This window comes from Saccharopolyspora sp. 7B (genome assembly GCF_020177435.1).
Taxonomy (GTDB): domain Bacteria; phylum Actinomycetota; class Actinomycetes; order Mycobacteriales; family Pseudonocardiaceae; genus Saccharopolyspora_C; species Saccharopolyspora_C gregorii.
In genome coordinates, this window is record NZ_JAIUKC010000018.1 from 40,911 (window position 1) to 66,049 (window position 25,139).

General features: G+C 74.4%; 19 protein-coding genes and 2 pseudogenes. 7 read left to right on the top strand and 14 right to left on the bottom strand.

Translation table 11 applies throughout. The annotated features are described in order from the left end of the window. The first annotated feature begins 22 nt into the window (after window positions 1-22). From LCD33_RS03895 to LCD33_RS03910, 4 genes are read left to right on the top strand one after another with little or no spacing between them, the layout of a single operon-like run. Window positions 23-1,657: a TIGR02677 family protein gene (locus tag LCD33_RS03895; RefSeq protein ID WP_224977514.1), complete on the top strand. Its 1,635-nt coding sequence runs from the start codon at window positions 23-25 to the stop codon at window positions 1,655-1,657. After that, the gene (locus LCD33_RS03900; RefSeq protein WP_224977515.1) at window positions 1,654-2,910 is read left to right on the top strand and encodes a TIGR02678 family protein; all 1,257 of its coding nucleotides are present in this window, start codon (window positions 1,654-1,656) and stop codon (window positions 2,908-2,910) included. Before LCD33_RS03895 ends, LCD33_RS03900 begins: the two co-directional genes overlap by 4 nt. After that, a complete protein-coding gene (locus LCD33_RS03905) occupies window positions 2,907-7,088 on the top strand; it encodes a TIGR02680 family protein (RefSeq protein WP_224977516.1) in 4,182 nt (1,393 codons plus the stop codon). Before LCD33_RS03900 ends, LCD33_RS03905 begins: the two co-directional genes overlap by 4 nt. Further along, complete coding sequence (locus tag LCD33_RS03910) at window positions 7,081-8,358, top strand: DUF2399 domain-containing protein (RefSeq protein ID WP_224956149.1); 1,278 nt, start codon at window positions 7,081-7,083, stop codon at window positions 8,356-8,358. Before LCD33_RS03905 ends, LCD33_RS03910 begins: the two co-directional genes overlap by 8 nt. 122 nt (window positions 8,359-8,480) lie before the next feature. Here LCD33_RS03910 and LCD33_RS03915 read toward each other — a convergent pair whose 3' ends face one another. Beyond that, complete coding sequence (locus tag LCD33_RS03915) at window positions 8,481-9,737, bottom strand: aminotransferase class I/II-fold pyridoxal phosphate-dependent enzyme (protein ID WP_224977517.1); 1,257 nt, start codon at window positions 9,735-9,737, stop codon at window positions 8,481-8,483. 241 nt (window positions 9,738-9,978) lie between these two features. Here LCD33_RS03915 and LCD33_RS03920 point away from each other — a divergent pair, with 241 nt between their 5' ends. Further along, window positions 9,979-11,499 carry a peptide deformylase gene (locus LCD33_RS03920; protein ID WP_224956187.1) on the top strand — a complete coding sequence of 507 codons (1,521 nt, stop codon included), beginning with the start codon at window positions 9,979-9,981 and terminating at the stop codon, window positions 11,497-11,499. A 446-nt stretch (window positions 11,500-11,945) separates the two neighbouring features. Beyond that, window positions 11,946-13,160: an alpha/beta hydrolase gene (locus LCD33_RS03925; protein ID WP_224956147.1), complete on the top strand. Its 1,215-nt coding sequence runs from the start codon at window positions 11,946-11,948 to the stop codon at window positions 13,158-13,160. Between the two features lie 182 nt (window positions 13,161-13,342). Here the strand turns inward: LCD33_RS03925 and LCD33_RS03930 are convergent, their stop codons facing one another. The 5 genes and pseudogenes from LCD33_RS03930 to LCD33_RS03950 all read right to left on the bottom strand — a co-directional run bounded on the left by LCD33_RS03930 (window position 13,343) and on the right by LCD33_RS03950 (window position 18,870). After that, window positions 13,343-14,830 carry a sodium:solute symporter family protein gene (locus tag LCD33_RS03930; protein WP_224965963.1) on the bottom strand — a complete coding sequence of 496 codons (1,488 nt, stop codon included), beginning with the start codon at window positions 14,828-14,830 and terminating at the stop codon, window positions 13,343-13,345. Between the two features lie 179 nt (window positions 14,831-15,009). Then, a complete protein-coding gene (locus tag LCD33_RS03935; protein WP_374228411.1) occupies window positions 15,010-15,525 on the bottom strand; it encodes a hypothetical protein in 516 nt (171 codons plus the stop codon). Window positions 15,526-15,805: 280 nt separating this feature from the next. Beyond that, a pseudogene (locus LCD33_RS03940) lies at window positions 15,806-16,417 on the bottom strand (mannitol dehydrogenase family protein); the annotation flags it as partial. Beyond that, complete coding sequence (uxaC, locus tag LCD33_RS03945; protein ID WP_224977519.1) at window positions 16,414-17,841, bottom strand: glucuronate isomerase; 1,428 nt, start codon at window positions 17,839-17,841, stop codon at window positions 16,414-16,416. The pseudogene LCD33_RS03940 and the gene uxaC, both read right to left, overlap by 4 nt. A 36-nt stretch (window positions 17,842-17,877) precedes the next feature. Continuing rightward, entirely contained in the window at window positions 17,878-18,870 is a 993-nt protein-coding gene (locus LCD33_RS03950; RefSeq protein ID WP_224977520.1) for a LacI family DNA-binding transcriptional regulator, read from the bottom strand. 294 nt (window positions 18,871-19,164) lie between these two features. On the opposite strand from LCD33_RS03950, the pseudogene LCD33_RS03955 reads away from it, so the two are divergent. Continuing rightward, window positions 19,165-19,458, top strand: a pseudogene (locus LCD33_RS03955) (saccharopine dehydrogenase NADP-binding domain-containing protein); the annotation flags it as partial. On the opposite strand, the gene LCD33_RS03960 reads toward LCD33_RS03955, so the two are convergent. The 8 genes from LCD33_RS03960 to LCD33_RS03995 all read right to left on the bottom strand — a co-directional run bounded on the left by LCD33_RS03960 (window position 19,434) and on the right by LCD33_RS03995 (window position 25,131). Then, window positions 19,434-19,826, bottom strand: coding sequence for a hypothetical protein (locus LCD33_RS03960; RefSeq protein ID WP_224977521.1), 393 nt, complete (start codon window positions 19,824-19,826; stop codon window positions 19,434-19,436). The pseudogene LCD33_RS03955 and the gene LCD33_RS03960 sit on opposite strands and share 25 nt — an antisense overlap. A 6-nt stretch (window positions 19,827-19,832) precedes the next feature. Continuing rightward, complete coding sequence (locus LCD33_RS03965; protein WP_224977522.1) at window positions 19,833-20,057, bottom strand: hypothetical protein; 225 nt, start codon at window positions 20,055-20,057, stop codon at window positions 19,833-19,835. Between the two features lie 142 nt (window positions 20,058-20,199). Beyond that, window positions 20,200-20,778 carry a TMEM165/GDT1 family protein gene (locus LCD33_RS03970; protein WP_224956139.1) on the bottom strand — a complete coding sequence of 193 codons (579 nt, stop codon included), beginning with the start codon at window positions 20,776-20,778 and terminating at the stop codon, window positions 20,200-20,202. A 300-nt stretch (window positions 20,779-21,078) separates the two neighbouring features. Continuing rightward, window positions 21,079-21,945, bottom strand: a complete 867-nt coding sequence (locus tag LCD33_RS03975; RefSeq protein ID WP_224956138.1) for an SAM-dependent methyltransferase — start codon at window positions 21,943-21,945, stop codon at window positions 21,079-21,081. 168 nt (window positions 21,946-22,113) lie between these two features. Further along, window positions 22,114-22,878 carry a putative hydro-lyase gene (locus LCD33_RS03980; RefSeq protein WP_224956143.1) on the bottom strand — a complete coding sequence of 255 codons (765 nt, stop codon included), beginning with the start codon at window positions 22,876-22,878 and terminating at the stop codon, window positions 22,114-22,116. Window positions 22,879-22,898: 20 nt separating this feature from the next. Then, the gene (locus tag LCD33_RS03985; protein WP_224956137.1) at window positions 22,899-23,753 is read right to left on the bottom strand and encodes a biotin-dependent carboxyltransferase family protein; all 855 of its coding nucleotides are present in this window, start codon (window positions 23,751-23,753) and stop codon (window positions 22,899-22,901) included. Beyond that, window positions 23,750-24,370, bottom strand: coding sequence for an allophanate hydrolase subunit 1 (locus tag LCD33_RS03990; protein WP_224956136.1), 621 nt, complete (start codon window positions 24,368-24,370; stop codon window positions 23,750-23,752). The genes LCD33_RS03985 and LCD33_RS03990 overlap by 4 nt, the downstream gene beginning before the upstream one ends. Further along, window positions 24,367-25,131 carry a LamB/YcsF family protein gene (locus LCD33_RS03995; protein ID WP_224956142.1) on the bottom strand — a complete coding sequence of 255 codons (765 nt, stop codon included), beginning with the start codon at window positions 25,129-25,131 and terminating at the stop codon, window positions 24,367-24,369. Before LCD33_RS03995 ends, LCD33_RS03990 begins: the two co-directional genes overlap by 4 nt. Window positions 25,132-25,139 lie beyond the last annotated feature (8 nt).

The window sequence follows — 25,139 nt, forward strand, 5'->3', positions numbered from 1 at the left end:
CCACGGGTTATCGTGGCCGACCGTGACGGCCCCGGATCACGAAGCTGACGTGCTGCGCGCGGGGGTGGCGGGCACCGAAGCCGACTCCGCCGCCCCCGCGCAGGCACCGGACGACGTTCGGGCGGACCAGCAGCGGTTGCGGCTGTTCGCCTACCTGAGCGCGCGCGAGCACCGCACCTACCTGGCGATCATGCGGTTGTTCACCTCGACGCTGCTCGCCGACCTGTCGATCGGCGAGGTGACCGCCGCGCTGGCCGCCGCCGAGCGCGAAGGCCGCATCGACCCCGGCGAGTCCGATGTGGACACCGTGGTGGAGCGGCTCAAGCAGCTGCGCAGCTGGGGGAACCTGGTGCTGGGCCGCCGGGAGACGATCGCGGCCAGCATCGCCGAGTTCCAGCACGGCAGCGTCCGCTACCAGGTCAGCAAGCTCGCCGTCCGGGTACAGCGGGACATCGACGCCCTGCTGCGGGTCCCCGAGGGCGCCCGCGAGGTGTCCCGGGAACTGCTGCCCGCCATCGAGCGCGGCCTCGGCGAGATCGGGTCGGCGCTGTCCGCCGCGCTCACCGCCGAGCACCGCGAACCGGGCTCGAAGCGCGCCCGGCAGACCAGGGAACGGCTCGCCGAGCACGTCACCACCGTGTTCCTGCAGCACGCCGAGCTCGCCGCCACCGTCCGCGACTTCTACGCCTACCTCGGCGAGATCGTCACCCGCCACCACCTGGCGCCGGACGAGATCTCCGGGTTCCGGAACCTGCTGGTCGAGTACATCCAGATGGTCGTGGAGGACGTGCTGCGGCACACCGAGACGATCGCGGGCTCGCTGGCCGGGCTGGCCGGGGCTCGCGGCGAGCTGCTGCGGCTGCTGGGCCCGGCCGACCAGCTGGGCACCGACGTGGAGCGGGCGCGCGGCCGGACCTCGGCGGACTGGCAGGAGCTCACCGACTGGTTCGTGGACGCGCCCGGCCGCCCCAGCCAGGTCGCGGCGCTGCGCGAGGCGACGGCGCGCGCCATCGGTTCGCTGCTGGCGAGCGTGAAACGCGCGACCTCCGGTGGCGGGCTGCTGCCGGGCCGCCGCGGGGAGCTGCTGAAGCTGGCCCGCTGGTTCGACGAGGCCGAACCGCACGAGGCGCACCGGCTGTACGCGGCGGCGTTCGGGCTGCACTCGGCGCGGCACCTGCTGCCCGCCCCGGACTACGACAGCGACAACCACGACGTGCCGTGGCGGGACGGCCCGGTGCAGGACGTGGTGGTGAGCGTGCGCAGCCGCGGTGATCGCGGGGCGCGCGGCCGCACCTCGCGGGTGCTGGACGACCCGATGACCGAGGAGACGCTGCTCGCGGAGGCCCGCGAGGAGGACGCGCGGCGCGGCCGGGCCGTCGCCGAACTCGCCGCGGCAGGCGGGTCGCTCGCCGAGACGCGGCTGTCCGGGGAGGCGCTGGACGTGCTGTGCGAGCTGCTGACGCTGGCGATGGCGCAGCGCGACAGCGCCGACGACCCGGGCACCGCCCTCGACCCGGTGCACCGGCTGCGGGTCACGGTGCGGCCCGAACCGGGCACGCACACCCGCATCCGCAGCAGCGCGGGCGCGCTGACCCTCAACGACGCCGTGCTCGACGTGCGCGGCGACGGCGCGATCCCGGCGGAGGCGACCCGATGACGGCGGCGACGAGGACCTTCGACGAGCTGTCGTCCATTGACGCCTCGAACGTGGTGCGCTGCGCCCGGGCGCTGCTGCGCCGCCCGCTGCTGCGGGAGGGCACCCCGGACGGCGACCTGCTGCCGATGATCTACCGGCAGCGGGCGGCGCTGCACGAGGTGTTCTCGGCGCTGCTGGGCTACCGGCTGGTGGTGGAGCGCCGGTTCGCGCGGCTCTACAAGTCCGGGCCGGGCGCGGACGCCACCCGCGGCGAACCCTCGCTGACGCCGCGCGGCTACGCCTACCTGGCGCTGACGCTGGCCACGCTCACCGGCATCGGGCGGCAGGTGCTGCTGTCCCGGCTGGTCACCGACGTGCGGGCCGCCGCGGTGGAGGCGGGCGTGCCGGTCGTGGACGACCCGGCGGACCGGCGGGCGCTGACCGCGGCGCTGCGGCACCTGGTGGCGCTCGGCGTGATCAGCGAGACCGAGGGCACCGTGACCGCGACCGACTCCACGGCCGAAGCGCTGATCACCATCGACACCGACCTGCTGGGCCAGCTGCCCGCGGGCCCGATCGGGGCCGCGGACGGCCCGGCCGAGCTGGTGGCGGCCGCGGCGCAGGCCGGGCCGCGCAGCGTCGAGCACGTGGTGCGGCGGCGGCTGGTGGAGGACCCGGTGGTGCTCTACGCCGACCTGCCCGCCGAGCAGCGCGACTGGCTGCTGAAGAACTTCGGCGTGGAATCCCGGCTGCTGGAGCGGTTCTTCGGCCTGGTCACCGAGGTCCGCTCCGAGGGCGTCGTGGTCAGCGACCCCGAGGACTACCTGACCGACACCCCGTTCCCCGGCACCGGCACGGTCGCCCGGGTGGCGCTGCTGGCGCTGCCGCGGCTGCTGGAGCTCGGCGAACCCCGCGAGTCCGACGGCAGGCACCCGGTGACCCGGGACCAGCTCGCCGAGGTGTGCGCGGACCTGGTCGAGTCCTACCCGGCCGCGTGGTCCCGCCAGGCCACCGAAGAACCGGCGGAGCTGGTCCGCTCGGTCGCCGACCTGCTGCGCCGCCTCGGCGTGCTGCGCGGCGAGGCCGCCGACGGCACCGCCACCACCGGGGAGGATCATGGCGAGCTCACCTGGTGGCTGAGCCCGGCCGCGCACCGGTGGCTGCCGGAGCCCGACGCGACGCCCGCGCCCGGCCGGGAACCGGAACCCCCGCCGGCCCCGGAACCGCCGGGCCTGTCCCTGTTCGACGACCTGGAAGAGGACGGTGCACGGTGAGCCCCGACGACGCGACCGCAGCGGTGGACGCCACCGCCCCCCGCCCGGGCGACGCGACGCTCTCCGCGGGTCCGGTGCACCGCTGGCGGCTGCACCGCGGCGGCATCGTGAACATCTGGCAGTACGCCGAGCACACCTTCGACCTCTCCGGCGGGCGCGCGATCTTCCAGGGCACCAACGGTTCCGGGAAGTCCCGGACGCTGGAGCTGCTGCTGCCGCTGTGCCTGGACGGGGACCTGCGGCAGCTGGGTTCGAAGGGCTTCGACACGGTCAGCATCCGGCGCCTCATGCTGGACGAGTACCCGGGCGGGCCGAACCGGATCGGCTACGCGTGGGTGGAGCTGCGCCGCGAATCCCCCGACGGCGGCGAGGAGTTCCTGACCTGCGGCGTCGGGGTGAAGGCCTCGAAGACCTCGCAGGCGGTCAGCGACTCGTGGCGGTTCGTCACCTCGCGGCGGGTGGGGATCAACCTGCACCTGGTGGGCCCGGAGCGGGTGCCGCTGGGTCCCGCGCAGTTGCGGGACCTGCTGGGCGCGGACTGCGTGCTCGACGACCAAGGCTTCCGCGCGAAGGTCGCCGCGCAGGTCTACGGGGTGCCCGCGGCGCGCTACGGCGACCTGCTGCACCTGCAGCGCACGCTGCGGAACCCGGACGTGGGGCTGAAGGTGCTGGAAGGGCAGCTGGAGCAGATCCTCTCCGACGCGCTGCCGCCGCTGGAACCGGCGCTGATCGAGCGGCTGGCGAGCTCGTTCGACGACCTGGAGTCGATCCGGGAGAACATCGTCCGGCTCACCGGCGCTGACAAGGCGCTCGGCGCGTTCCTGTCCACCTACTCGGGTTATGCGCTGGGGGCGCTGCGGGAGCGGGCCGAGTCGATGCGCTCGGCGCAGGACCGGCTGGCGGTGCTGCGCAAGGAGCTCGCGAAGCTGGACCGCCAGGTCACCGCGCACCGCGAGGAGCGGGACACCGCGCAGCGCACCGTCGCCGAGCTGGAGCAGCGCGAGGGCACGCTGGAGTCGAGCATCGAGGCGCTGCGCTCGCACCCGGCGTACGCGGAGCTGCAGAACCTGCGGGACCGCGAACGCGTCGTGGAGGGCGCGCGGTCGGCGGCGGTCGCGGCGCTGGAGACCGCGGCCCGGCACCGCGCGCAGGAGGAGCGGTCGGCGGAGTCGGTGCTGGGCACGCTGCGCAGGCTGGTGGGCGACGCGGAATCCGCGGAGCAGGCGGCGCAGCGCGCGAACCGGCAGCTGGCCGCGGCCGGTCTGGACGGGAACCTGGTGCCGCGCCCGCCGGAGGTGCCGAAGGCGGAACCGATCAGCGTGCCGGAACGGGTGCGGGCCGCGCCGGAACCGGACGCGGAGCCGCTGGAAGTGGACCGGCGCAGCGCACCCGAGGTGGACACCGACGACCTGGCGCGCCGGTTCCGCACCGTCGCCGACCGGTCCGCGAAGGCGAGCGCGGAGGCGCAGCGCCGCGGGGCGTGGACGTTGACCTTGCACCAGCAGGCGGTGGAGCTGGACCGGCAACGCGAGCAGGTCGGCAAGCTGCAGCAGCAGGCTCGGCAGGCGCAGCTGATCGCCACCGAGTCCGTCGGCAGGCGCAACCAGGCGCAGCAGCGGCTGCAGGAGGCGGCGGCGGACTGGCGGAACCGGGCGCAGCGCTGGGGATCCGAGCATCCGGAGTCCATCGTGGACGATCCGGTGCCGGAGCCGCCCGCGCAGGAACGGCTGCTGGCGGACCGGTCCGCGGCGCGCGCCGCGCAGGAACGCGCGCGGCAGTGGGCGCGGCCGCGGCTGCAGGAGGCGCGGCAGCGGATCTCCGCGGTGGAGCGGGAACTCGGCGAGGTGCGCGCCCAGGTCCGCACCGGGGAGCAGGAGCTCGCCGAACTGCGCTCCGGGGTCGAGCGCACCCCGGCCCGCCCGGACTGGGCGGCCGCGGAGCGCGCCGAGCAGGACGGGCGCGCGTTCTACCGGCTGGTGGACTTCCAGCCGTCCCTCGACGACGCGCAGCGCGCCGGGCTGGAGGCCGCGCTGCAGGCGTCCGGCCTGCTCAACGCGTGGGTGTCCGCGCGGGGCACCGTCGCCGGTTTCGAGGACGTGCTGGCGGTGCCGGGTGAGCCGGGTTCGGCCGGGACGCTGGCGGAGCTGCTGGTGCCCGCGCCGGAGCCGGGTTGCCCGGTGCCCGCGGAGCAGGTCGCCGCACTGCTCGCCTCCGTGTCCACAGTGGACGCGGCGGGGCTGTCGGTGGACACCTCGGGCCGCTGGCGCGCCGGGGTGCTCTCGGGTGCGTGGCACAAGGAATCCGCCGAGTACGTCGGCGCGGGGGCCCGCGAGCGGTCCCGGGCCCGGCGCATCGCCGAACTGGAGGAGCAGCTGGCCGCGCTGCGCGAGCAGATCGGTGACGTGGAGAAGCGGCACCGCGAGGCCACCGAGCACGGCGACGCGCTCGAACGCCACCTCGAATCCTTCCCCGACGACGCCGACCTGGTGACCGCGCACGCCCAGGTCGCCACCGCCACCGACGCCGCCGAGGACGCCGACCGGCACGCCAAGCAGGCCCGCGGCGAACTCGACGAGACCGACCAGCGCTGGCAGGCGACCCGCGCCGAACTGGTGCGCGCCGCGGGCGAAGCGGACCTGCCGCCGGAGACGCAGGCGCTGGAGCAGGCCAACCGGGCCGCGACCGAGGCCCGCACTGCCATCGACGCGCTGCACGAGGTGCTCGAATCGCGCTGCCTGGCGACGCTGGCGGACCTGCGCGACATCGCGCTGCACCACGACGCCGCGGTCGCCGACCGGATGGAAGCCGAATCGCAGGCCGAGCAGCGCTGCGCCGAGCACACCGAGCAGGCCGCCGGGCTCACCGAGCTCAACGACGCCGTCGGCGGGCAGGCGCAGGAGATCTCCGGGAAGGTCGGCGAGCTGGAGCGGGAACGCGCCCGGCTGCGCGAGGACCTGCCCGCCGCGCGGGAGCGGATCAGCACCGCCCGCGAGCAGGTGGTGCGGCTGGAGACCCAGCAGGAGACCAAGCACGCCCAGCTCGCCGGCCGCGAAGCCGACGCCGAGGCCGCGTCCACCGCGTTCACCGCCGCGCTGCGGGTGCCGGGCGCGTGGGCCGCGGCCGAGGTGGTGCCCGCCGAGGACGACGCGGACCGGAACGCGGAACCGCCCGCCGACCCGGCGGAGGCCGCCGAGCTGCTCGCCGCGGCCGGCGACCGCAAGACCGCGGGCGAAACGGCCGTGCTCAACCGGTTCCAGGCGTTGCAGCAGTCGCTCAGCGGCGGCTACGACATCACCGCGGGCGACCAGCAGGGCCTGCTCACCGTCACCGTCACCGGCGAGGAGGGGCCGCAGCCGGTCGCGGACGCCGCCCGCCGCGTCGCCGAACGCCTCGCCGAGCAGCGCGGGTTCCTCAACGAGCGCTACCGGTCGATCTTCGCCGACTACCTGATCCGCGACCTCGCCGAACGCCTGCGCGGCCAGGTGACGGTGGCCGAGGACCTGTGCAAGCGGATGAACGAGGTCCTCGACGGCGCCCGCTCCAGCCAGGGCGTGCACGTCCAGCTGGAGTGGGAACCGGCGCCGTCGCTGGGCGACGACATCAAGCAGGCCGTCGACCTGGTGCGCACCCCGTTCGCCGACCGCAGCGACGACCAGGACTCGTTGCTGCGCAAGGTGTTCACCGACCTCATCGAGGCCGAGCGGGACAGCGCCTCCGGCGGCTACGCGGAGATCCTGTCCCGGGCGCTGGACTACCGCTCCTGGTTCGCGTTCACCGTGCGCGTCCGCGACACCGGCCCCGAGGGCAAGCCGCGGGTGCGCCGGTTGCGGCAGCTGTCCTCCGGCGAGACGCGGCTGATCTCCTACGTGACGCTGTTCGCCGCGGCCGCCGCGTTCTACGACGCGGTGAGCGTGTCCTCCGGCGGGCGCGGGCCGCTGCGGCTGGTGCTGCTGGACGAGGCGTTCGAGCGGCTGGACGATCCGACGATCGCGCGGATGCTGGGGCTGCTGGTGGACCTGGACATGGACTGGCTGATCACCTGGCCCAGCGGGTGGGGCGTGTCGCCGAAGATCCCGAAGATGCACATCTACGACGTGCTGCGGCCGCGCAGCGGGCACGGCATCGCCTGCACCCACACGACGTGGGACGGTCGGGACATGGAGCGCACTGATGGCTGAGGTGTCCGCGCGGGTCCGCGAGCAGGTCCGCGCCGCGTGGGGCGGTGCGGTGCTGCGCGAGTTCTGGGCGCAGGCCCGGGAAGCGCTGGAATCGGCGAAGCGGCCGGACCGGTTCTCCGTCGCGCTGCCCGACGAGACGACCCGCGCCGCGGTCAGCGAGATCTACGGCCGGGAGCTGTACCTCGGGCACTCCCGGATCATGGTGGCGAAGCTGGACCAGGTGCTGCGCGCCGACGGCCGGTTCGGGCTCGGGCTGGCGCAGGTGCTGGAGGTGCTGCACGGCGAGCCCGTCGCCACCGCCGGTTCCGGTGCGCCGGCACCGGAATCCGCCGCGATCGCGCAGGCGCGCGCGGCCCTCGCCGCGCACGGCCTGGACCGCTCGCCGTGGGCGGAGGCGTGGGCGCGCTGGCTGCACCAGTACGGCCGCGTCGCCGAGGCCGAGCTGCCGCGGCTCACCGACCGGGCCGGGTCGGTGCTGGCCGCGCTCGCCCTGGACCCGGGCGCGGCCCCGGCGGTGTGGGTGTCCCGCGCCGACCTCGCCACGCCGGACGAGCCGACCGAGCTCGACGACGGCGGCGCGCTGAGCCGCATCGTGCTGCGCGCCGCCGCGCTCGCCCACCACGTGGACCCGCCCGCCGGCGAACGGGAGCGCCGGTCGTTGTGGGAGCGCTGCGGGGTGACCGTGGACGACGTGGCGGGCACGGTGCTGAGCTGGGCGCTGCCGCTGCGCGGCGCGGACGCCTGGTCCCGGTCGATCACCGGCCGCACCGAGCTGGGCCTGCCCACGCACCTCACCCACCGCGACCTGGCGGCCGCCCCGGAACGGCTCGTCGAACCCGGCGCGGTGGTGGCGGTGTGCGAGCGACCGCGGCTCGTGGAGGCGTCGGTGCGGGCGGGGATCCGGCATCCGCTGGTGTGCGTGTCGGGCACCCCGTCGACGGTGGCGCTGGCGCTGCTGGACCGGCTGCGGGCGGACGGCGCGCTGCTGCGCCACCACGGGGACTTCGACTGGCCAGGCATCGCGGTCGCCCGCTCGCTGTGGTCGGAGCGCCAGGTGGGGTTGTGGCGCATGTCGGCGGCCGACTACCGGGCCGCGGTGGACCGGGCCGCGCGGGAGCGGCTGGACCTGCCGAACCTCGTCGGCACCCCGGTCGAGACGCCGTGGGACCCGGAGCTGGCGGAGCTCATGTCCACCGCGTCCCGCGCGGTGGAGGAGGAGACGTTCCTGTCCACCCTCCTGGACGACCTCCGCACCGGGACGCTCCCCTGATCGGCCTGTCCCGTCCCACCGCGGGGCGGGCGAGCCGCTGAGGTTCCGCCACCCGGTGCGGCGCGGCGGAAGTGGGGGCGGGGCAATGCCCGCGCCCGAGCCACGGGAGCGGACGCCGGCGATCAGGTGGGTTCGATCAGCGTGCGGTGGTGGGTGACGACCTTCCGGAACGCGCGGACGTAGCCCTCCGCCAAGGCCGGGTCGTCGTGCGGGACGGTGACGGTGAGGGTGTTGCGGTGCCTGCGCTCGGCCCGCGGGTACTGCCCGGCGCGGTAGCGCGGCCACCCCTCCGGCAGGTTCGGGAACATCCGGTTCGGCGCGTCGAACAGCGGGTGCTCGTTCAGCGGCCGCGGCGCCCGCGGGTGGTCCACCTCCAGGCAGCCCTCGGCGCGCAGCGCGGCGACGAGCGCGTCCACCGGCAGCCCGCCCAGTTCCTCCGGCCGGTGGACCAGCGCCAGCGCGTACCAGGCGGGCGCCACCCGCGCCGGCACCTCCGGCACACCGATGCCGGGCAACCCGCGCAGCTCCGCGATCATGTGCGCGGCCAGCTGCCGCCGCCCGCCGAGCCTGCGGTCCAGCTCGTCGAGCTGGCCCAGCGCGAGCGCCGCCGCCAGCGGGTGGATCCGCTGCGCCAGCCCGGTCCCGGTGACGACGTAGCGGCGCAGCGGGTGGTCGATGGGGATCTCGCCGCGGCACCTGGCGCCGTCCTGGCCGTGCAGCAGCACCCGGTGGTGCAGGTCGTCGACGTCGGTGAGCACGAACCCGCCCTCCCCCGCCGACAGCGGCTTCGACCCGCCCATGCTGAACGCCGCCACGTCCCCGAAGGTGCCGACGCGCCGCCCGCCGACCGCGGCACCGTGCGCGTGCGAGCCGTCCTCCACCAGCCGCAGCCCGCGCCGCTCGGCGATCTCCGCGAGCGCCTCGATCCGGGCGGGCACGCCCCACAGGTGGGTGGCCACGATCGCCTTGGTGAACGGCGTGATCGCCGCTTCCACCTGCAGCGGATCGATGTTGCCCAGCTCGTCGCAGTCGACCAGGACCGGTTTGACCCGCAGGTGGAACAGCGGCGTCGCGGTGGGGTGCGCGGTGTAGGCGGGCACGATCACCTCGTCGCCCTCGGCCAGCCCCAGCGCCGAGTACGCGGCGTGCAGCGCGGCCGTCCCGGACGAGGTGGCGACCGCGTGCCGCACGCCGAAGAACTCGGCCAGCTTCCCCTCCAGTTCGGCGATGATCCCGGTGCGGCCGGGCAGCGACACCGCGCTGTAGAGCTGCGCGGTGACCGCGACCGCGGTGTTGATGTCCACCGGCGGCCAGGAGATCTGCGGGCCTGCGGTCCGCACCACGGGGGGACCGCCGTGGATCGCCAAGGGGCTGCTCACATGATCAGATCCTTCGGGTCCGCGCCGCGGGAACGGGGCCGGAAGGCGCGAAATAGTTGTGCGTGCGAAGACTTCTGGGGACATTTTTCGCTCAGCTACCCGCCATCTGTGTGAAACGTGCCGTCGCCGTCGGAGAACCTCGACTCAAGGGGATCGCACGCCCCGGGAGTGTGCGTAGGCTGAGCGCTCGCTCACGGTGAGCTCACGCACACGCACGCCGGACACGATGGGGATGGTGACCATGACCGGCCAGGCGAAAGCGGACCTGGACGCCGCAGCCGAACAAGACGCGTTCGTCGCCGAATTCCGGCGCTGGCGCGACGTTCGCGGCCTCTCCAGATCCGCGCTGGCCCGGGAGATGGGCTACAGCCGGTCGTACGTGTCGAAGGTCGAGAGCGGCGGGGAGCACGCCTCCCGCGAGTTCGCGCAGGCCGCCGACGGCGCGTTGAACGCAGGCGGCTCGCTGCGGCGCGCCTGGCGGGAGCAGAACGCGGTTCCCGCTCCGCGCAAGCCCAGCCCGCCCCAGCACGCCGCCCCGGCCATCGAACCCGCGGGCGGGCTGGTGGTCGAGCACGATCACGCGGAACTGTTCTACGTCAACGGTTCCTACCGCGCCACCATGCGGCGACATCTGGTCAACAACGGCACCGAGCCGATCACCCGCTACCTGATCCGCGTCTCGGTGGACCGGTTCCCCGGCGACCCCGAACGCTCCAACCGGCTGTACCGGGACAATCCGCTGACGTGGGAGGAGATCGACCTCCAGGCCTGGCACGGGGAGAAGCGCCAGGAACCGATGCGCTGGAGCGTGCAGCACGACCGGGACGCGTTCAAGGAGGTGTGGCTGCTCTTCGCGAACGACTCGGGCCGATTTCCCCTGTATCCCGGGGAAAGCGCGTGGATCGAGTACACCTACACCGTCAGCGACGACAAGTGGGGCCACTGGTTCCGGCGGGCCGTGCGGCTGCCCACGACGCGGTTATCGGTGACGTTGAACTTCCCCACCGAGCTGGACCCCGCGGTGTGGGGCCTGCACACCTCGATGACCGCGGAATCCATGCCGTTCCACACCGCGATCGAAACCCGCCACGAGCAGGGCCGCACGATCTACGCGTGGTCCACCGAAGATCCGCCGCTGCACGCGCGGTACCGGCTGGAGTGGCACTTCCGCAACGACTCCCCCACCACGCCGTCCGGGCCGCCGAAACCCAGCGAGACCATGACCGCGCTCGGCATCGTGCAGGAGGGCGATCCGATGCTGCGCCGCTCGGCACGGCCGTTCACGCTGCCTGCCGAGGCAGAGGACGCCCGCCGCGTGATCAACGAGCTGCACTCGGCGACGCAGCGCATCTCGAAGGCGCACACCTTCGGCAAGGGCATGGGCATCGCGGCGCCGCAGATCGGCATCGAGCGGGCCGCGGCCATCGTCCGCCCGCCCGGCAGCGACGACCTGATCACGTTGCTGAACCCGCGCGTCATCGAATCCGGCGAGCAGGGCGACGAGCAGTACGAGGGGTGCTTGAGTTTCTTCGACGTGCGCTGCCTCGTGCCGCGCCCGGCGGTGGTGCACGTGGAGCACCAGGACATCACCGGGGAACGCCGGATCACGATCTTCGAGCGGGGCGTGGCGCGGCTGGTGGCGCACGAGGTGGACCACCTCTACGGGGTGCTGTGCAGCGACCACCTGCCGCCGGACGTGGCGCCGATCCCGGTGGAGCAGTACCGCGGCACCGGCTCGAACTGGCATTACCCGGAAGGCTGATCCGCCTTCTGCTGCTTGCTGAGCGGGTGACGGAACCTCAGCGGCCTCCTCGCTGCGGGATCTTTTTCACCGGTGGCTCCGCCACAGGAGAAGAAGCCGTCCTCGCGAGGAGGCCGCTGAGAACCCGCGGGTGGTCCGGTTGATCTGGTGGTCGGCGGCTCAGCGGCTTCGCCGCTGACAGGAAAGAGATGGGGGTGGTGATCGGCTTTGCGGTGCTTACATAACGTTGCGTAATCGATTCTTGGCGACGGGAAGGGCTCTCGAACGGGGGAGGACGCGCGGGTTTTCAAGATCGACGCACGTTCGCGCACGTTCTTTCGGGTAGTGTGCGGCCGCGGCGCTTGGACGGTCCCACCTGGCGCGGGACCATCGGAGCAAGGCTCGCGGCACCGGTCCACCCACCCTCCTGGACCGGACAAGCCCACCCGGAGCCGACGGAGGCGGCCATGTTCACCTTTCCCGTGGAACCAGCGGACCTGTTCACCGAGCGTGCTCGGAACTTCCGGAGCTGGGGCGTGCCGACGGCGGTGATCGCCCGCGTCCGGCACCGCGTCGACGACGTGTGGGGGCGCGGCCGCACCGGCTGGGTCCCGGTCTGGGCGGAGGAGGCCCGGCGCGCCGAGATCGAGCAGGACTGGGCGCGCGCCGCCGCCTGCTGGGGCGCCGCCCGGTTCCCCTGCCTCGCCACCGCGGACCGGCGGGAGGCCTACGCCCGCCAGCTCGACTGCTTCCGGCACGCCACCGCGAACCTGCCCGTCGCGTTCCGGCGCTACCAGCTCGACGTCCCCTACCGGCAGCGGTCCACCCGCGTCACCGCGCACGTCTACCGGCGGCGCCGCGGCGTGAGCGACCAGCTGCTGCTGCTCTGCGGCGGCGTCGACACCTGGAAGGTCGAACTGCACCGGATGGCGCTGCGCATCTCGCTGGTCAGCGGGCTCACCGTCGCCGCCGTCGACATGCCCGGCACCGGCGAATCCCGGGTGCCGCTGGCCGCCGACGCCGACCTGCTGCTCGCGGGCACCACCCGGCAGCTCGCCGACCGCACCCGGTGCGCGAAGACCGCGGTGCTCGGCCTGAGCTTCGGCGGGCACTGGGCGGCGAAGCTCGCGCTCACCGGCAGGGTCGACGCCGCCATCGACCTCGGCGGGCCGATCGGGGCGTGCGGCTCCGCCGTCGACGTGCTCGGGCTGCCGCACGGCATGGCCGGGTCCGTCGGCAACGCGCTGCACCTGGCCGAGCTGCCCGGGCGGGCCGAAGCCGACCGGTTCTCCCTGGAGTTCTCGCTGCGCAGGCAGGGCCTGCTCAGCACCCGGTCCGCGGCCCCGCTGCTGGCGATCAACGGCACCGGCGACCCGTACGTGCCGCTGCGGGACACCATCGCGCTCGCCGACCGGCCGGAGGCGGAGGTCTGGCTGGTGCCCGGCACCGGGCACTGCGCGCGGGAACGGCTGCCGCGGGTGCTGCCGCCCGCCATCGCCTGGTTGCTGGCGGAGCTCTCGCCGCGCTCGGTGCGCAGGCAGCTCGCCGCGCGGGCGCTGCGCACCTCGCTCGGCGACGCCGTCACCGGCCCCGCGCACGTCACCGGCACCGACGGGCACGTCGAGACGATCAGCGCCCGCACCCGCCGCCCGCACCGCGCGACCGGCCCCGGCGCCGCCTGAGCCACCGGCCGCCTCGCGGATGGACGGCTCCGTCGCCCGGTGCTCCTCCGGGTGGGTGCGTCGCTGTCGATCGGTGCGCTCGCACCGGTGTCGGGCCGGGGCGCGCGCTCCCGGCCCCGATCGCAACCGTGACCCGCGTTCGAGCGGCCGCGAACGCCGAACCCCGCGCGGCCGCCGCGGGCTCACGTCGCGGCGGGCTCCGGCTCCGGATCGCGGGTGAGCGCCTCGGCGATCTCCTCCGCCGCGGGCGGAGCATCCCGGTACCAGGCGCCGACCGCCACGAACAGCAGCAACGACACGAGCACCGGCGAGACCACCGTGATCGCCTCGGACAGCCCCAGCGTGTACTTCGCGAGCGCGAAGGTGAGCAGTCCGCCCGCCCAGGAGCTCAGCGCGGCGGTGGGCCCGACGTGCCGGAACGGCCGCAGCATCCCCAGCATCATCGGGATCGAGATCGGCCCGATCAGCGCGCCCACCCAGGCGACGATGATGCCCAGCACGCCGCCGAGGTTCTCCGCGTTCAACGCGAGCACCACGCTGAGGAACACGAACACCACCGTGAGCACCCGGCCCGCCCGCAGGAACTGCTCGTCGGTGAACTCCCCGGCACGGCGCCACACCCGCGGCAGCACGTCGCGGGTCATCACCGCCGAGATCGCGGTGGCGTCGGACGCGGCCATCGCCATCGTGTGCGAGAAGACGCCGACCAGCACCAGCCCCAGCAGCCCGGCGGGCAGGAACTGCAAGGCCATCTCGGCGTAGACGTCCTCGGAGTTCTCCACCCGCACCAGCAACGGCGCCGCGAACATCGGCAGCATCAGCACGACGGGCCACACCAGGTAGAGCGCGCTGGACAGCAGCGCCGTGCGCCGCGCCGCCGCCGAGGTGGGGGTGGCGATGTAGCGCTGCGCCAGGTTCCACATGCCGCCGTTGTACTCGAACGTCTTCACCAGCACGTACACCAGCAGGAAGTACGCCGGATAGCTGCTCGTGGTCGGCGAGGTGTGGCCCGCCGGTAACGCGGACCAGAAGTTCGCGTAGCTGAACCCCCGGTCCGCCAAGGCGATGCCGACCGCACCGATCATCGCGAACGCCGCGACCCCCTGGATCACGAACTGCCCCAGCTCGGTGAGCGCGTCGGCCCACAACCCGCCCGCGGTGCAGTACACCAGCGTCACCGCCGCGGTGATCACGATGCCCCAGCCGAGCGGGATGCCGACGAACTTGTTGAGCAGCAACGCGATCGCCGACCACTTGGCCGCCACGTCGAACACCTTCAGCAGCGAACCGCTCCACGCCAGCACCTGCTGGGTGGGCACGTTGAACCGCCGGGCGAGGTACTCCAGCGGGGAGGCGATGCGGTAGTGCGTGCGCAGCCGGTTCCACTTGGGGGCGAACAGGAAAGCCCCGATGCCGGTCGCGACGGCCAGCGGGAACATGAACACGACGTAGGACACGATGCCCTGGTCGTAGGCGACCCCGGCGTAGGCGACGAACACGACGGCGCTGTAGCCGGACATGTGGTGCGAGATCCCGGCCAGCCACCACGGCATCCGGCCGCCCGCCGTGAAGAAGTCCGCGGTGTCGGCGACCTGGCGATGCGCCCAGACACCGATCGCCAGCATGATCAGCAGATACCCTGCGATGATCACCCAGTCCAACGGGTGCATGTGGTGTCCCTTCCCTGGCCGGAGGAATCCCGCTCTCACGTCGTTGTGGGGGTTCGCCGCCGGCGCGGCTCTCGGGCGGTGCGGAGTGCGTTCAAGCTAGGGAGGCGGGACATCCGCGGCAATCGGTTGCCACTACTTGCCACGGGGTCGCGGGCAACGGTCCGCCGGCGCGCACGCCGCTAGGGCTCGTCGCCGGCGGTGCCCGGGACCTCGGCGTCGATCGCCGCGATCAGCTCGTCGTCCGAGGCCAGGTCCGCGTCGAGGGCCGCGAGCACCGCGCGGGCGCCGGAACGCGCCGCCGGTACGAGGTCCGCGGACCTCGGATCGCGGACGGCACCGCCGCGGAGGTGGGCGATCCACGCGGCGAGCACCACCACCGCGGCCTCCGGCAGCCGACCGGCGCCGCGTTCGCGGTGCAGCACCGGCAGGACGCGCGCCGGGATCTTCTGCGAACCGTCCACCGCGATCTGCCGCAACCGGTGCTCGACGCCCGGTGCCGCGAAGCGCCGCCGCAGCGCGGCCCGGTACTCGTCGAGTTCCGCGGCGGGCAGCGGCAGGTGCCGCGCGGCGGTGTCCCACCACGACTCGATCAGCCCCGCGAGCACGGGATCGTCCATCGCCTCCCGCACCGTGGCCCGGCCGCGGCCCGGCGCGGCGTAGGCGAGCAGGCTGTGCGCGCCGTTGAGCAGCCACAACTTCCGCCGCTGGTAGTCGTCGACGGAGTCGAGGGGCCCCCCCCCCCCCCCCGCCCCCCCCCGCCCCCCCCCCCCCCCCCGAACCCCCCCACCCACCAACCCCCGGAGACCGCCGGGCCCCACCCCCCCCCCCCCCCGGGGGGGGGGGGGGGGGGGGGGGGCCCCCCCCGGGCCGCCCCCCCGCCCCCCCCCCGGGCCCCCCCCCGCCGGGGAAGTCGCCCGCCAGCAGCCATTCCGCGTACGGCTCGGTCACCACCGGCACCGCGTCGCGGATCCCGCCCAGCTCGTGCACGGCCCGCACGTCGGCGGGTGTGGTGGCGGGCGTGATCCGGTCCACCACGGTGCTCACGACCGACACCCCGGCTTCCAGCCATGCCGCGAACGCCGCGTCGCCATCCGCCGCCGCCTCGCGCAGCACCGAACGCAGCACCGCGCCGTTGTCCGGCACGTTGTCGCAGGGCACCAGGGTGATCGGTGCGGCGGACGCGCGGAACCGCGCCCGCAATCCCGCCACCAGCCGGGAGATCGCGGAGTCCCGCCCCGGCGGCGGCACCCGGTAGGCCGCCTCCGTCGCGGTGAGCGTCACCACCGCCACCTCGGGCGCGGCGAGGTCGGCGAGCCACTGGTCCGCCTCCGCACCCGCGTGCGCGCGGCTGAGCGAGCCGACGGTGCGCACCGGATCGTCCGCGCCGCGCACCAGCAGCGAGTACATCCCGCCCTGCGCCGTGAGCGCCGCGGGCAGCTCGGTGCTGCGGAACGTGTACGCCGCGATGCCCCACTCCGGATCGGCGGCGGTGTACCAGGCCTGGTGCGCGCGGTGGAACCCGCCGAGCCCCAGGTGCACGGCGCGGACGGGGGCCGGCTCGGCATCCCGGCTCAGTCGCACGATCACAACCGGAAGGCGGTTCGGGGCTGGCGGTCGTTGAGGTCGCGCAGGACCTGCGCGGCGTCGTCCTCGCCGAGCACGTGCTCCGCGACGAGCGAGGCCAGGTGCCCGGCGTCCACCCGGCGCGCGGTGTCGTGCCGGGCGGGGATGGAGCAGAAACCCCGGGTGTCGTCGATGAATCCGGCGGTGCGGTGGAAACCGGCCGTCTCGGTGACGGCGTCCCGGAACCGCCGCATCGCGCGCGGCGCGTCCAGGAACCACCACGGCGCGCCCAGGTACACCGACGGGTAGAACCCGGCGATCGGCGCGAGCTCGCGGGAGAACACCGTCTCGTCGAGCGTGCACAGCACGGTCCGGAACCGCGGATCGGTGCCGAACCGCCGCAGCATCGGGCGCAGCGACTCGGTGAACTCCGCGCGGGTGGGGATGTCGTGGCCGGTGTCGGGGCCGTAGCGGGCGAAGGTCTCCGGGTGGTGGTTGCGCAGGCTCCCGGTGTGCAGCGCCAGCACCAGGCCGTCCTCGCTGGACATCCGGGCCATCTCGCCGAGCAGCTGGCGCGACAGCAGCGCCGCGTCGCCGCGGCCGGCGCGCACCTCGCCGAACAGCCGGGAAGCCTCGTGCTCCGGCAGGAACTCCATGCGCGGGTCCGGGGCGCCGTGGTCGGTCGCGGTGGCGCCGTGCGCGCGGAAGAACTCGCGCCGCGCCTCCAATGCCCGGACCAGGCCGCGGTAGTCGCCGGTGTCGATGCCGCTGACCTCGGCCAGCCGGTCCAGCGCCGCGGACCAGTCCGGGCGGGTCGCGTCGAGGTAGCGGTCCGGGCGGAACGTCGGCACCACCCGCCCCTGCCAGCTCGGGTCCTCGGCGAGCGCGCGGTGGTGGCGCAGATCGTCGGCGGGATCGTCGGTGGTGGCCAGCACCTCGATGCCGAACGAGCGGTACAGCGCGCGCGGCCGCAGCTCGGGGCGGGCCAGTCGTTCGGTGAGCTCGTCGAACAGCGCGTCGGCGGTCTCCGCCGCGGGCTGGACCGCCACGCCCAGCACGTCGTGCAGCTCCGCTTCCAGCCACTGCCGGGACGCGGTGCCGAGGAACAGGTGCCAGTGCGAGCAGAACGCCCGCCACACCTCGCGCGGTGGCGCCGGTTCCGCCGGACCACCGGGGAGCCCGCACTCGTGCAGCGGGACGCCGTGGGCGTGCAGCAGCCGCGTCACGTAGTGATCGGGCGTGACCAGCAGCGCCGCCGGATCGGCGAACGGCCGGTCCGCCGCGAGCAGCTCGGGGTCGACGTGCCCGTGCGGGCTGATCAGCGGCAGGTCGCGGACGTGCTCGTAGAGGCGCCGGGCGATGGGCCGTTGCACCGGATCGCTCGGCAGCAGCCGATCGGGGTGCGGCGCGAGCGGCATCGCCGCCGATGAAGTGGAACCACTGGCCATGCCCGCAGAATCGGCCGCGGGCCGCGGGCCGGACAACTAGTTGCCATCGGTTGCCGGACCGGTGGAGCCGCGGACCACGAGGTGCGCGTCGAACGTCCTGGACCGGGTGCCGCCGCCGGTCAGCTCGGCGTGCACCGCGTCGACCGCGCAACCGCCGACCTGCTCGGCGGGCCCCGCGATGGTGGTCAGCCCGGGCACCACCAGGTCGGCGCCGAAGATGTCGTCGCACCCGACGACGCTGCGGTCCTCCGGCAACCGCAGACCCATGACCTGCAGACGCTGCATCGCACCGATGGCGACGAGGTCGTTGTAGGCGATGGCCGCGGTGGCCCCGTCCAGGACGAACGCCTCCGCCGCGTCCCGGCCGCCCTCCCTGGTCGGCGAATGCGGCCCGAGGAACGACGACCGCAGGCCCAGGGACGCGGCTTCGGCGTGCACCGCCCCCCAGCGCTGCCCGTTGATCCACGAATTGCGCGGGCCGGACAGGTAGGCGATGCGCCGGTGCCCGAACGCGGCGAGGTGGCGGACCGCGGTGCGCATCCCGGCCGCGGTGTCCACCACCAGGCTCGGCAGGCCCTCGATCACCCGGTTCACCATCACCAGCGGCCGGTGCCGCGCCAGCTGCCGCACCGAGTCGTCGGCGAGCCGGGAGGTGGCGAGGATCCCGCCGGTCGAATTCGCCAGCAGGTGCCGCAGGTTCCCGGCCTCCACCTGCGGCGACTCGTCGCTGTCGGTGAGCGCCAGCGCGTAGTGCCGCTCGATGGCGCGGGACTGCGCGGCCTTGATCAACCCGGCGTAGTAGGGGTTGGCGATGTCCGTGACGACCAGCATCAACGTGCGGGACCGGCCGGGCGCTTCGGCCCTGGCCAGCGGGCGCGGCTCGTACCCGATCTCCGCCGCCGCGGCCCGGACCAGGTTGCGGGTCGTGGCGCTGACCCGCGACGGATTGCCGAACGCGCGGGACACGGTGGACGCGGCGACGCCGCAGCGCCGCGCCACGTCGTAGATCGTCGGTCTGCGCTCGGCCACCGGCGCCACCTCCTGCTCGGCTCCGATCAATCGACCACGCCGACCGCCGCGATGACAACCCGTCGCCGCCGACCTCCCGGCGTTCCCGGTGCCGGGCTCCGCGAGCCGCCGCGGGTTCCTCCCCGGCCCGTTCGCACGACCCCGTTGGACGAACGGGCCGTGCACCCGGCCGGTCCAGCGGAGGTGCCGTGCACTCGGCGGACCGGGGACCGTCAGGATGGGGAGGCAACCCGTTACGGGACCGGACAGTTCTCGTTGTACGGGGACGACGCTCGGGAGGCTCGCGTGACCTGGATGATCTACGGTGCGACCGGCTACACGGGGCGGCTCATCGCGGAGCGCGCCGTCGACCGGGGGCAGCGCCCGGTGCTGGCCGGGCGGGACCCGGCGAAGGTGGCGCGCGTCGCCACGCCGCTCGGCCTGCCCTACCGCGTGTTCGACCTGCGCGACGAGCGGGCCGCCACGACCGCGCTCGCCGACGTCGACCTGGTGGCGCACTGCGCGGGCCCGTTCTCGGCGACCTCCGCGCCGATGGTCTCGGCGTGCCTGGCTACCGGCACGCACTACGTGGACATCACCGGCGAGATCGACGTGTTCGAGTCGGTGGCCGCCCGGCACGAGGACGCGGCGAAGGCCGGCGTGGTGCTGCTGCCCGGATCCGGGTTCGACGTGGTGCCCACCGACTGCCTGGCCGCGCTGGTCGCCGCCGCGCTGCCCACCGCGACCACCCTGGACCTCGCGTTCCAGGCCAGCGGCGGGATCAGCGGCGGCACGCTCAAGAGCGCGCTGGAGGGCGCCGCGCTCGGCGGGCGGGCCCGCATCGACGGCGAGCTGCGCACCGTCCCGATGGGCTGGCGGCACCGGGAAGTGCCGTTCCCGTCCGGTCGCCACGCCGTGACCTCGCTGCCCTGGGGCGACGTGAGCACCGCGTTCCGCAGCACCGGCATCCCGAACATCACCACCTACACCCGGCTGCCCGGCCTGAACCGGCTGGGACCGCGGGCGACGGCCGTCGGCCGCATCGCGCTGGGGAACCCGGTGGCGCAGCGCCTCGGCAAGGCGGCGATCGGTGCGCTGGTGCGCGGCCCCGGCACGGCGCAGCGGGCGCGGAACTGGGTGGAGGTGTACGCGGAAGCCACCGACGACGCCGGGCGTTCGGTCTCGGCGGCGCTGATCGGGCCGGACACCTACGAGTTCACCGTCGACTCGGTGCTGCGCACGGTCGCCGCCCTGCTCGCGGGCGGGGTCCGCCCCGGCGCGCACACCCCGTCCACCGCGTTCGGCCCCGACTTCGTCCGCCGCCTGCACGGGGTCCGGTCACTTGGTCGGTCAGAGCAGGCCGAAAGTGGATTCGACGACCATCCAGACGCCGAAGACGGCGAACAGGGCGGCCGCCCCGTAGCGGATGAAGCGCTCGGGCAGGTGCTTGCCGAGCAGCAGCCCGACGCCGATGGCCAGCGCGTCCGCCAGCACCATGCCGACCGTCGAACCGATCCAGGTGCCGAGCCAGTCGTGCTGCGAGGCGAGCGTGACGGTCGCCAGCATCGTCTTGTCGCCGAGCTCGGCGAGGAAGAACGCGAGGGTCACCGCGATCACCGCGGAGCGGGCGGTGCGGCCCGCTTTGCTCTTCTCCGCCTCGGTGAGGTGGTCACCGCGCAACGTCCAAGCGGCGAAGCCGAGGAACGCGATTCCGGCGACGAGCCCGATCCACTCGGTCGGCAGCAATGCGCCCATGCCGAATCCGAGCGCGACGGAAGCGGCGTGCACGACGGTCGTGGCGATGGTGATTCCGAGCAGCACCTGCCAGGCCCGGAATCGGGTGGCGAACGTCATCGCCATCAACTGGGACTTGTCGCCGAGTTCGGCCACGAAGATGGCGGCGGAACTGATGGCGAAACTGGCGAACACGGTGGATGCACCTCTCCTGGGGCTGGGATCAGGCACGTCGCGGCCTCGACCCGATGTGCTTTCGGATCGAAGGTCTCGCCCGCCTGCGCTTCGAGAGGCTCCGCGACCGGGCGCGTCGTCGCGCCAGCATGTCGATCGCGAATTGAGGGCTACTCCCCTTCCGGCGCACAGATTACCCATTCCACCGGAACAATCAACACATCACCGGTAGATCGCGGACGCGAATTCAACCGGCCTCCCCGGCTGAAAACACGTTTCGGCGAACCGAAAACCATTCCGGCGGAATGCCGGAAAAGGAGTTCAGCGCACCAGCGCCAGTTCGGTCGGCACCGGCCGGGACACCAGCAGCCCCACCGCCGAGACGGTGTCCACGTCCTGCGCGCCGGGCCCGGTGCCCTCGACGCCGAGCTCGGGGCGCCACCGGGCGGTCTGCACCAGGCCCGGCTCGGCGAGGTCGTAGCCGTTGAACACGCCGCGGAAGGCGTCGGCGCTGCGCCAGGCCGGCCGGCAGCCGATGCGGGCGGCCACGTCGCCGAAGCGGTCGACCTGCTCGGGCGTGGCGGTGACCGCGGACAGGTGCGAGACGACGAGCGCACTGCCCACCGAGCAGGCGTCCCGGTAGGCGGCGACCACCCCGGACAGCTCGTCGTCGTCGGTGATGAACGGCAGCGCCGCCATCGCCAGCACCGCCACCGGCCGGGTGAAGTCGAGCAGGCCGGTGACGCCGGGCGCGGTGAGCACGCTCGCCGGTTCGCACAGGTCGGCCCGGGTCACCGTCACCCCGCGCGCCCCGGCGAGCTGCGCCTCCGCCAGCCGCACCGTGAACGGGTCGGCGTCGACGTAGGCGACGCGCGCGTCCGGGTCGACGCGCTGGGCGGTGCCGTGCACGTCACCGACGGTGGGCAGCCCGGTGCCGAGGTCGAGGAACTGGTCGATGCCGCGCTCGGCGAGGTGGCGCACCGCGCGGCCGAGGAACGCGTGCAGCACGCGGATGTGCTCGGGCAGGTTCGGCAGCACCGGTGCGAGGTCCGCGGCGAACTCGCGGTCCAGCTCGAAGTGCGCGGTGCCGCCGAGCAGGTGATCGCACACGCGCGCCATCGACGGCAGCTCCGGTGCTCCCGGCCCCACCAGCCCTCGTCGCCCGTCCGCGTCGGAACGCGTTCCCATCGCCCACCCCCAGGTTCGCGAACCTCCCCAGCCTAGATCGTCGGAGCACGCCTCGACAGGGAATCGGCGCACGTGGGCCGGGTCACCGGGCGTCGGGGGAACAACCGGCGGCCGCGGCGGCGTTGCAGCACGCGGTGCTCCCCCGCTCCTCTCCTCGGGCGGGGGAGATCACGGCACCAGGTGGTCGGAGTCCCGCGCGTCGGTGATGGCCATGTGCCCGGGTGCGTGGCCAATCGCCAGCGGCGGCGCGGACCGCATCACCGCCGCCTGCGGCGTCACCCCGCAGGCCCAGAACACCGGGACCTCCCCCGGCCGCACCTCCACCGCTTCCCCGAAGTCCGGCGCGTCCAGGTCCCGCACCCCCAGCTCGCCGGGCGAGCCGACGTGCACCGGTGCCCCGTGCACCGCCGGGTAGCGGGACGTCACCCGGACCGCGGTGGCGACCTGCTCGGCGGGGATCGGCCGCATCGACACGACCAGCGGCCCGGAGAGCTTCCCGGCGGGGCGGCATTCGCGGTTCGTCCGGTACATCGGCACGTTGCGCCCCTGTTCGAGGTGCCGGACGGGCACGCCGGCCTCCAGCAGCGCGGCCTCGAAGGTGAAGCTGCAGCCGATGAGGAACGACACCAGGTCGTCCCGCCACAACCCGGTGATGTCGCCGAGCTCCTCGACGAGCGCGCCGTCCCGGTACACCCGGTAGGCGGGCAGGTCGGTGCGCAGGTCGCCGTCGAAGATCGACGCCGCGGTCTCGCCGGGCTCGGTGACGTCCAGCACCGGGCAGGACCGCGGGTTGCGCTGGGCGAACAGCAGGAAGTCGTAGGCCTGCGCCTGGGGCAGCACCAGCAGGTTGGCCTGCGTCCACCCGGCGGAACACCCCGCGGTGGGGGTGCGCAGGCCGGCGCGGAACTCGGCCCTGGCCTGGCTCGGGGTCAGCTCGGCTGGTCGCATCGGGATCACCTCTCGGTTCGGCGGAATCGGATGCGCTGCCCGGGGCGGGCTTGGGCGGCGCGGTCCACCTCGGCGGCGAGCAGCACCGCGATCACCGGGTACCCGCCGGTCACCGGGTGGTCGGCGAGGAACAGCGTGGGGCGCCCGGACGGCGGCACCTGCAGCGAGCCGAGCGCCATGCCCTCGCTGGGCAGCTCGTCGTCGCGGCACCGGGTCAGCTCGGGACCGTCGAGGCGCATGCCGACCCGGTCGATCTCGGCGCTGACCTCGAACTCCGCGCCGAGCAGCGCCGCGAGCGCGTGGTCGGTGAACCAGTCCGCGCGCGGCCCCGGCACGACGTCGAGCACCAGCTGCCCGTCGCGGGCGCGCACCGGGGCCTGGTCGATCACCGGGAACTCCCGCGGCGCGGGCCCGACCGGGAGCCGGGTGCCCGCCGCCAGCCGCGGCGGCCCGAGCCCGGAGAGCACGTCGGTGGCGCGGGACCCCAGCACCGGTTCGACGGCGATGCCACCGCGCACCGCCACGTAGCCGCGGAGCCCGCACGCCGGTGTCCCGAGCCGCAGCAGCGCTCCCGCGCGGACCCGCAGCACGGTGTTCACCGGTTCGGCCCGGCCGTCGACGGTGATCGGCCCGTCCGCGCCGGTGACCGCGACGGTCACGTCCCGTTCGGGCCGCAGCACCAGCCCGCCGAAGGTGGTCTCGATGCCCGCGGCGCCCTCTGGGTTGCCGACGAGCCGGTTCGCCAGCCGCAACGCACCCCGGTCGGCGGCACCGGAGACGCCGACCCCGATGCCCGCGTGGCCGGGGCGGCCCAGGTCCTGCACGGTCGCCAGCGGCCCCGGGGCGACGACCTCGATCACGAGACCTCCTCGAACCGGACGCGCACGCCGGGCCGCAGCAGCGCGGGCGGTTCCCGGTCGGTGCGCCAGACCTCCAGGTCGGTGCGGCCGATGAGCTGCCAGCCGCCCGGCGATTCCCGCGGGTAGACGCCGCTGAACTCCCCGGCGAGCCCGACCGCGCCCGCGGGCACCCGGGTGCGCGATTCGCCCCGCCGCGGGACGGCGAGCTTCGGGGAACCCCCGGTGAGGTAGCCGAACCCTGGGGCGAACCCGCCGAAGGCGACGGTCCAGGTGCTGCCGGTGTGCTCGCGCACCACGTCACGTTCGGTGAGCCCGGTCAGCTCGGCGACGGCGGCGAGGTCGGCGCCGTCGTAGACCACCGGCACCCGCAGCAGCCCGCCCTCGTCGCCGCCGCGTTCGCCGGGCCGGGCCTCGCGGACGGCGCGCTCGACGGCGTCCGGGTCGGCCCGCTCCGGGTCGAGCGCCAGCAGCAGCGTGCGGGCGGCGGGCACCAGGTCGACGACGCCGGGCGGGGTGTCGGCGCGCAGCGCGGCGTGCAGCGCCTGCACCGCGGGCAGGTCGTCCAGTTCCACCAGCAGCCCGGAGTCGGCGCAGCGCAGCACCCGCGGTCCGCTCATCGCGCACCGCCGGCGGCGAAGGGGGCGAGGTCGATCCCGGCGTCCCGCAGCCGGTCCCGCACGGTCTCGGCGATGGCGACCGCGCCGGGGCTGTCGCCGTGCACGCAGATCGAGTCGGCGGCCACGGTGATCTCGCCGCCGTCGGCGGCCTCGATCGGTTCGCCGCGGGCGATGCGCAGGCAGCGCCGCGCGATCAGTTCCGGGTCGTGCAGCACCGCGCCCGGTTCGCGGCGGGAGACCAGGGTCCCCTCCGGCGTGTAGGCGCGGTCGGCGAACGCCTCCCGGTACGTGGTCAGCCCGGCCTCGGCGGCGTGGGACAGGAAGCTGGAGCCGGGCAGGCCGAGCACCGCGAGCCGCGGATCGTAGGCGGTCACGGCCTCGACGACGGCCGCGGCCTGCTCCTCGTGGCGCACGATGGCGTTGTACAGCGCCCCGTGCGGTTTCACGTACCGCACCGCGGTGCCTTCGACGCGGGCGAGGCCGTCGAGGGCGGCCAGCTGGTACAGCACCTCGTCGGTGAGCTCGCGCGGCGGCACGTCGATGAACCGGCGGCCGAACCCGGCGAGGTCCCGGTAGCCGACCTGGGCGCCGACCGACACGTTCCCGGCCGCGGCCCGCGCGCAGGCGCGGCGGATCACCCCCGGGTCCCCCGCGTGGAACCCGCAGGCCACGTTCGCGCTGGTCACCACGCCCAGCAGCGCGTCGTCGTCGCCGAGCTCCCAGCGGCCGAAACCTTCGGCGAGGTCCGAGTTCAGGTCGATGCGCACGT